Consider the following 6,866-nt stretch of genomic DNA (forward strand, 5'->3'; position numbering starts at 1 on the left):
CCCGTCGCGGGGCGGGCCGTGCCACGGCCGGCCCGCGATCGCCGTCAGCGAGGGCGCGGCACGGACGTCTGCGAAACGCACACACCGCGCCGCGCCCTCGAAGTCGACCACGACCGCCCAGAAGCCGCCGCGGTCGAGGGCGGCCAGGTCATCGGTGATGTCGATCACACCGGTTGCGAGCCGACCACCGGCGACCATGAAGGATCCCGTCCGCCACGGCGGGCGGCGCCGAACCTCCATCCGCCCGCCCGAGGCCTGCGTCACCGGCCTGCCAGCACCGATGAAGACGCCCCCCGGCCTGGCCTGCCGGCCACGGTCCGGGCTGTCCCGAGTCGCGCCGTCCATCCGAATCACGCTACCGGCGTCCGGGCCCGTGGCACGTGGCCCGACCAGCACGTTTTGACAACCGGCAAGCGCAACCGACACCAGCGGACGGGCAACGACACAGAGACTTCACATCACAGACACAGCAGACGGCGAGTCATTCGACGCTCCCCCACATCGTCCGCTAGAGTGCTACCTGCACCCGCCGAGAGGCGAGGGGCACGCGGACGTGGCTCAGCTGGTAGAGCATCACCTTGCCAAGGTGAGGGTCGCGGGTTCGAATCCCGTCGTCCGCTCGAGAGTGTGTGAGGTCAGAGGTCAAGCCCGTCCCGGCCTCCCTGGCGGAGTGGCCGAGTGGTTTAGGCAAGGGCCTGCAAAGCCCTGTACGCGGGTTCGATTCCCGCCTCCGCCTCGGTAACAAGGCACCAAACCGGAACAAACTCGGGCGATTAGCTCAGTGGGAGAGCGCTACCTTGACACGGTAGAGGCCACTGGTTCAATCCCAGTATCGCCCACCCCTTTGGTACCAGTACTTTTCACAGCGCCCCCCGCACGGCTCAGTCCGTACGGGGGGCGCTGTGCGTACGAATCCGCGAACGCAGCCTACGCGGACTCGGCCTGCGGACCCTCCTCCATCTCGTCGGGCGACTCAGGCACCGCCGGTGCGGTGGGCGGTTCCGGCGTTCCGAGGATCACGCTCGCGATCTCGTCGGCCGCGTCCTTGTCCATGCCCGGGATCACGTGGCTGTAGAACGACAGGGTGAACGCCACGCTCGCGTGGCCGAGACGCTCGCTGACCACCTTCGGGTGGACACCGGCCTTCAGTGCGGCCGATGCATAGCTGTGTCGGACGTCGTGGAGACGGATCACTGGCAGGCCGGCAGTGCGTGCGTAGCCCTGGAACCAGTCAGTGATTGTGTCCGGATGAATCGCGGTGCCGTCCGGCCAGCAGAACAGACGCTCGTTCGTATGTCCGAAGGTCTTTCGGTCAACCTCCCAGGTCGCGATATAGGCACGTAGCGCTTCGAGCGTGAGTGGATCGAGGGACAGCGGCCGGTAGCCACTCAGCGTCTTCTGCTCCCCGTCGTCGGCCTGGCCGTCGATGACCACCCGTGTCGTGCTCGGCGAAATAGTGCCCAAGTCCAGATCGACATCCGCCCGGCGCAGCCCGGCCAGAGTGCCGCGCCGGACGCCCGTCGTGATCAGAAGAAGGTACATCGCGTACAGCCGATCGTCGCGGATGTGGTCGATGAAGACACGGAGCTGATCCGATGTCCACACCGTCGGCGCGCGTCGGCCGACTCGCGGCCGGTGTGCGTCCTCCGCCGGATTGCGTCGGATATACCCCCACTTCACCGCATCGCCCAGTGCACGACGCAACGTCTGATGGACCACAGCAACCGTGGCGGGCGCTAGGCCGCTCCCCTGCTGCCCGCGGCGGTGGAGCCGTCCGCCGTCCAACAGGTGGCCGTAGAGCAGGTCCAGCCGACGGGCGGTGAGTTCCTGAAGCGTTGTCGTGCCGATCACCGGGACGACGTAGAGGGTCAGGTAGTTGCGGTACTTCACCCACGTGCCTTTCGCCACCGACGGCCGGACTGCGGCCAGCCACTCCTTGATGAATTCCTCCACCGTGCGTCGGGAGGGCGCCATGTGCCTGCCCTCCTCGAAACGGGCGATGGACTCCCGCATTGCCCTGGTGGCTTCCGTCTTGGTCTTGAAGCCGCCGCGCGACGTCGTCCGGCGCTTGCCGGTCAGCGGGTCGGGGCCGATGTCGTGCTTGTACTCCCAGCCGTTCGGCCGCTTGTAGACGCTGCCCTTCATGCGCCACCGCCGACAGCGCCGCGCAGACGGTCTGTGACGATGTAGACCCGCCCGCCCATCCGCTCTACAGGCAACTCGCCCGCCTCCGCCAGGCGGTAGGCGGTGGCGCGGGACAGACCGAGGATGGCTGCGGCCCGGGCCACCGAGATCAGGGCGGGCAGGCCCTTGAACCGGTCGACCAACGCCACGGCCGGCGGGGCGGCGACCTGGTGCCGGGCCTGGTCGGCAAGGTAGACGTCCAGGCGCTCGAAGACGGCCCGGAGCTCCGCGCGGAGCGCCTCGACAGCGAGTGTTTCTTTGCCTGTCTCCGGGCGGTTTGCGGCGGGAGCCGAGGCAGCCGGACGGACCACACGGCGGCGGGAAACAGAGACCACTTGCTTGGCCTGGTCAGGCACGGATGGAGCAGTCACGATGATGTCGCCTTCTTCCAGTTCGGTTGGAGGGGGCAGGCGGCTCCGGCGGGTGCTTGGCGGTGCGTGCCGGGGCCGTCTTGATTAGGACCGTCTTGCCGCGGGCATGTCGGTCACGGTGAGTGAGGGCATGGCGGAGCGGTGGGGGTGCCGTCCCATCCGTCCCACGCTCGTTTGTGCTGGTCAGGGTGGGACGGATCGCGCGGCTGGGACGGCATATCCGTCCCAGATGATCGTTAGCCGGTGTGGGTGTTACTGACGGTGCATGTCGGGTGGGTGTGGCTGCCGTCGTCGGTGTCGAGGGGGGCACGGCAGGCGATGCAGATAGCCGGCGGGCCGCCGTTCGGGCCGGTGGGACGGTTTATCCGTCCCACCGGATCGATCCGTCCCGCGCTGACCTGGGCGGGGACGGGTGGGACGGGTGGGACGCCACCCCCGGCCGACGGGTTGTCCACAGGGCAGTAGCGGGCCCAGGCGTCGGTGAAGTCGGCTGCGAGATAGCCCTTGGTCTGGCTGCCGTCAGGGAAGCGGATGTTGCCGGAGCGGATGTCGTATTCGCGCAGCAGGTCCGCGAGACGCCGGGCGGTCAGGCCGGTGGGGCCGAGATCCGGCCAGGGGGCTTCGGGATCGGCGTTGAGCCGGTCGAGCAGGTAGCCGGTGGACAGGGCGGTGTGACCGGTGAAGGCGGTACGGCAGTCGGCGAGGAGCCGGATCCGCAGCGAGGTCTGTCCGGTGTCGGTGGCTTCGGCGGTGATGAGGGTGACCGCGGTGCGGGCGCGGGCCGGCCAGGTGCCGCCGGCGAGGTCCGCGACGGCGACGAGGGGTTCCCAGGTGTCGGCGGCGCGGTCCTCCACCGGCATGGCGGGGGTGGCGTCGGCGAGGACGGCCAGGTGGGGGCGTAGCCAGGTGTGGAGCTGGTCGGCAAGGGTGCGCAGGGCGGGGCGGTCGCGGCGGTGCCGGTAAGGGGCGACGGTTTCGCCGGGGGCACGCCTGCGCATCCGGATGACCACGGCGCGGTCTTCGATGGTGTCGGGCATGGCGCCGATCCCGGCGAGCGCGGCCATCGCGAAGGTGGGGCAGCGTTCGAGCTGGCGGGTGGTGTTGTCCCAGCGGATCGCGGGCCGGTTGCGTTGGTGGCCGGCGTTGAGCAGGCCGCGCAGGTCCTCGTTGGTGTCGGCGTTCTTCCCGCCGAAGATGGTGTCGGCCTCGTCGACGAGCAGGGTGGGCGGGTCGTCGTCGATCGACCGGTACACCGCGGCGGTGGAGGCGTTGACGGTGATCAGGGGGTTGTGGCAGGTGGCTTCGACGGTGTCGAGCAGGCGGGATTTCCCGCAGCGTTTTTCCGGGGCGCGGATGACGAGGCGGGGGGCGTGGGCCCAGGCGGGTTGGGCGTGGCTGGCGGCGATCCACAGCACCACGGCGTCCGCGGCCGCGGGNNNGGCGTCCGCGGCCGCGGGTGAGGGCAGGACGACGTAGCGGGTGAGCGCGGCGTGTAGCGCGTCGAGGATGGCCGCGCCGTCGACGGGGTCGGTGGGGGTCATGGGGTGAGCCCTTCGTCGGCGAAGCCGCCGGTGATCGCGGCGTGGATGTCGCGGTCGGTCTGGTCGGCGGCCCGGCCGGCGGTGGTCAGGGCGGCGTGGGCGTCCTCGAGGCTGATCACCCCGGCTGTGATCATGCGGGCGATGCCGCGGGCGGCGCCGTAGAGAGTGACCCGGCGGCGTCCTTCGGGGGCGCGGGCAACAGCGTCGAGGTGTGCGGCCAGCAGCCGGTCGGGGTAGGAGATGCCCCCTCCCCCGTGCTGCGGGACGGGCCTGGATGCGGAGGATGCGGGGGCGGAGGACGGGTGGGGCGGGGCCGGTGGGGTCTGGCAGAGGGTGAGCAGGGCGGGGGGCATCTCCTCGACCGGCCGGCTGCCGGCCCACTGGTAGGGACGGCCGGTGGTCGGGTGGCGGGAGNNCCGGTGGTCGGGTGGCGGGAGGGTGGGGCGGTGACGTAGCCGCCGTCGGCCTTGATGTCGATCCCGACGTGACCGGGCAGGGGCCGGGAGGGCACGGGGGTTCCGGGGTGCCGGTAGTACAGGTGCCAGCCCCCGCCGCCGGTGGCCACGGTCGCGGTCGGGGTCATCAGCGCCCGGTCGAGCCGGCCGCCGTGGCGGGGGTCGATATCGACGACGACCAGGCCGGAGAGGGCGCCGGTGCGGACCGCGAGCAGTCCGGTGGGGATCGCGGTGAGCATGGCGTGGATGCGGGCGGGGTCGGTCGTGGCGGCGTAGAAGCCGTGGCAGGTCAGGCAGCCGCAGGCCTGCGGGTCGTGGCCGCGGTCGGCGGTCGCGCACGCCCGGCAGTTCGCCACGGGGCGTTTGGAGCGGCCGAGGACGAACACGGCCCGGCCGGCGGCGGCGTAGGCGAGCGCGGCGGCGTGGCGCGGGTCCGACGGGCGGGTCATGTGGCGGCCAGGGTGGTGGTGAGGCGTTCGGCGAGGAGTCGTGCGGCGGGTGGGGTGACGGCGTTGCCGGCCATGCGGATGCGGTCGCGTCGGGTGCCGCGCATCCGGTAGGTGGCGGGGAAGGCCATGGCCGCGAGTACTTCGCTGGGGGTGAGCATCCGGAACGCGCAGGCGTCCACCTCGTTGTCGCTGACGGCGTCGGGCTGTCGGGTGACGAGCCCGAACCGGTCGCGGGTGGGTTGTGTCGGTATCGGCGCGGATACCGAGGTGCAGCCTCCGTTGCCGTAGTAGGCGGTGAGGATGGCGTTCGGTGCTGTGACGAGCCCGTGATGGGTCCCGGCCGCCGCGACGGCGACGAGGGGCTCACGGACGCTGGTGGGGTGGACGTGCTGCCGCAGCATCGCTGGGAACGGCTCGGCCGTCGGCGGGCACGCGATCCCCTCGGTTTCTCGGGTGGTCTTGGCCCGCATCGGTTCGTCGACCGGGCGGGCATGGTCGTTCCAGGTGCCGCCGGCGGGGGTCATGACGGGCCGGCCGTAGCGGGCGAGTCCGACGCGGATGCGTTCTCGGGTGGCCGCGGCCAGCGGCCGGGGCCGGTCGCCGATGCGTTCGCCGAGATCGGACCAGTCGATCACGCTGGAGGCGGGCAGGGCGAACGGGGTGACGGCGGTGCGGCAGATGGGGCACCGGTAGGTGTACTGGGCCCGGTAGCGGCCCCAGCGGATGTCGGGTCGTTTCCAGGTCTGGACGGCGTTCACCCGTGCCGCGCAGGTCGGGCACCAGGCGGGCGGGCGGATGTCGAGGTTCGGGGTCGGTAGCCCCGTCCGCCAGAAGACGATATACACCCGGTCGCGGTACTGCGGGGCGGCCGCGTAGTCCCGTCCGTGGGCGAACGCGGAGTTCAAATAGACGGTCTGGTGGCTGTAGCCGGCGGTGCTCATGGCCGCGAGCCAGGGGTGCCAGAACAGCCAGCGGGCGACGTCCACGACGTTTTCCACGATGACGACGTGATAGGGCCGGCCCCGGCTGAGCATGGCTTCGGTGAAGCGCACGACGTCCCACATGGTGGCGCGGGAGCGTTCGGCGGCCGGGTCGGGCGCGTCCCCGAACAGCACCCCCTGGCCGGTGGCCCGGCGGACTCCGCGGGCCACGCTGTGGTTGGTGCATTCCGGGGACGCCCACAGGATGTCGGTGGCCGGGTAGCGGCGTGGATCGACCGCGGAGATGTCGACACAGTCGTGATCGGTGGTGGGGTGGTTGTCCTGGTGGACGTCGACCGCCAACGGCCAGTGGTTCGCGGCCATCACCACGCGCAGTCCAGCGGCGGTGAGTCCCGTGCTGCTTCCTCCGGCTCCGCAGAACAGGTCCAGCACGGTCCGGCTCATGACTCCTCCCCGGAGAGGGTGGGGCTGTCGGTGTGTGAGCCGCTGCCCGAATGGGGGTCGGGGTAGTCGGTGCCGCAGACGGTGCAGCGCCACCAGGTGCCGGTCTGCCCGGCCGGTGAGGTGATCCCGTCGCAGGAGTCGGTGTGGGGGCAGGTGGCCGGGGTGATCCCGGCCGGAACGGGAGTGCAGACCGGTGCCGGGCCGGCGGGGGTGACGGTGATGCCGGCGGTCTGGGTGCCGGTGTGGTGGGTGGTGTCGTGGGTGCTGGCGAGGTAGCCGGCGTCGAACGGGTTGTCAGCGGCCGTACGCAGGTCGGGGCAGTGCGGGCAGGTGACCGTGTACATGTAGCCGTCGGGGTCAGGCTCGGGTATGGGGGTGGGTGTGGGTGGTGGGGTCAGGGCGTGACGGCGGGGGTCGTCGGGGTGCAGGTAGGAGCCGTCGGCGGCGCGCCGGGCGAGCAGCGCGCCGGCTGCCGTGCCGG

Annotated in this window: 7 protein-coding genes and 3 tRNA genes; 3 read left to right on the plus strand and 7 right to left on the minus strand. The window is 71.3% G+C overall.

Annotated features, from left to right (window positions below; translation table 11 throughout):
- Positions 1–547: 547 nt before the first annotated feature.
- From FrCorBMG51_RS10205 to FrCorBMG51_RS10215, 3 genes are all read left to right on the plus strand, one after another.
- Positions 548–620: transfer RNA gene (locus tag FrCorBMG51_RS10205), tRNA-Gly, on the plus strand.
- 44 nt (positions 621–664) lie between these two features.
- Positions 665–736 (plus strand) — tRNA-Cys (locus FrCorBMG51_RS10210).
- 31 nt (positions 737–767) lie between these two features.
- A tRNA-Val gene (locus tag FrCorBMG51_RS10215) sits at positions 768–839 on the plus strand.
- An 88-nt stretch (positions 840–927) separates the two neighbouring features.
- On the opposite strand, the gene FrCorBMG51_RS10220 is transcribed toward FrCorBMG51_RS10215, so the two are convergent.
- The 7 genes from FrCorBMG51_RS10220 to FrCorBMG51_RS10245 form a co-directional block, all read right to left on the minus strand.
- A complete protein-coding gene (locus FrCorBMG51_RS10220; protein WP_047222841.1) occupies positions 928–2,145 on the minus strand; it encodes a site-specific integrase in 1,218 nt (405 codons plus the stop codon).
- The gene (locus FrCorBMG51_RS26605) at positions 2,142–2,555 is read right to left on the minus strand and encodes a helix-turn-helix domain-containing protein (RefSeq protein ID WP_083731071.1); all 414 of its coding nucleotides are present in this window, start codon (positions 2,553–2,555) and stop codon (positions 2,142–2,144) included. The genes FrCorBMG51_RS10220 and FrCorBMG51_RS26605 overlap by 4 nt, the downstream gene beginning before the upstream one ends.
- A gap of 236 nt (positions 2,556–2,791) precedes the next feature.
- On the minus strand, positions 2,792–4,096 hold the full coding sequence (locus FrCorBMG51_RS10230) for a DUF3631 domain-containing protein (RefSeq protein ID WP_047222842.1): 1,305 nt from the start codon (positions 4,094–4,096) through the stop codon (positions 2,792–2,794).
- Positions 4,093–4,230: a hypothetical protein gene (locus FrCorBMG51_RS34585; RefSeq protein ID WP_235433468.1), complete on the minus strand. Its 138-nt coding sequence runs from the start codon at positions 4,228–4,230 to the stop codon at positions 4,093–4,095. The genes FrCorBMG51_RS10230 and FrCorBMG51_RS34585 overlap by 4 nt, the downstream gene beginning before the upstream one ends.
- Positions 4,227–5,000: a bifunctional DNA primase/polymerase gene (locus FrCorBMG51_RS10235; RefSeq protein ID WP_235433469.1), complete on the minus strand. Its 774-nt coding sequence runs from the start codon at positions 4,998–5,000 to the stop codon at positions 4,227–4,229. Before FrCorBMG51_RS10235 ends, FrCorBMG51_RS34585 begins: the two co-directional genes overlap by 4 nt.
- Entirely contained in the window at positions 4,997–6,385 is a 1,389-nt protein-coding gene (locus FrCorBMG51_RS10240; protein ID WP_047222843.1) for a DNA cytosine methyltransferase, read from the minus strand. The genes FrCorBMG51_RS10235 and FrCorBMG51_RS10240 overlap by 4 nt, the downstream gene beginning before the upstream one ends.
- The coding region (locus tag FrCorBMG51_RS10245) for a hypothetical protein (RefSeq protein ID WP_162233195.1) at positions 6,382–6,866 on the minus strand (485 nt) is incomplete at its 5' end. The genes FrCorBMG51_RS10240 and FrCorBMG51_RS10245, both read right to left, overlap by 4 nt.

This window comes from Protofrankia coriariae, from assembly GCF_001017755.1.
In the GTDB taxonomy this organism is placed as follows: domain Bacteria; phylum Actinomycetota; class Actinomycetes; order Frankiales; family Frankiaceae; genus Protofrankia; species Protofrankia coriariae.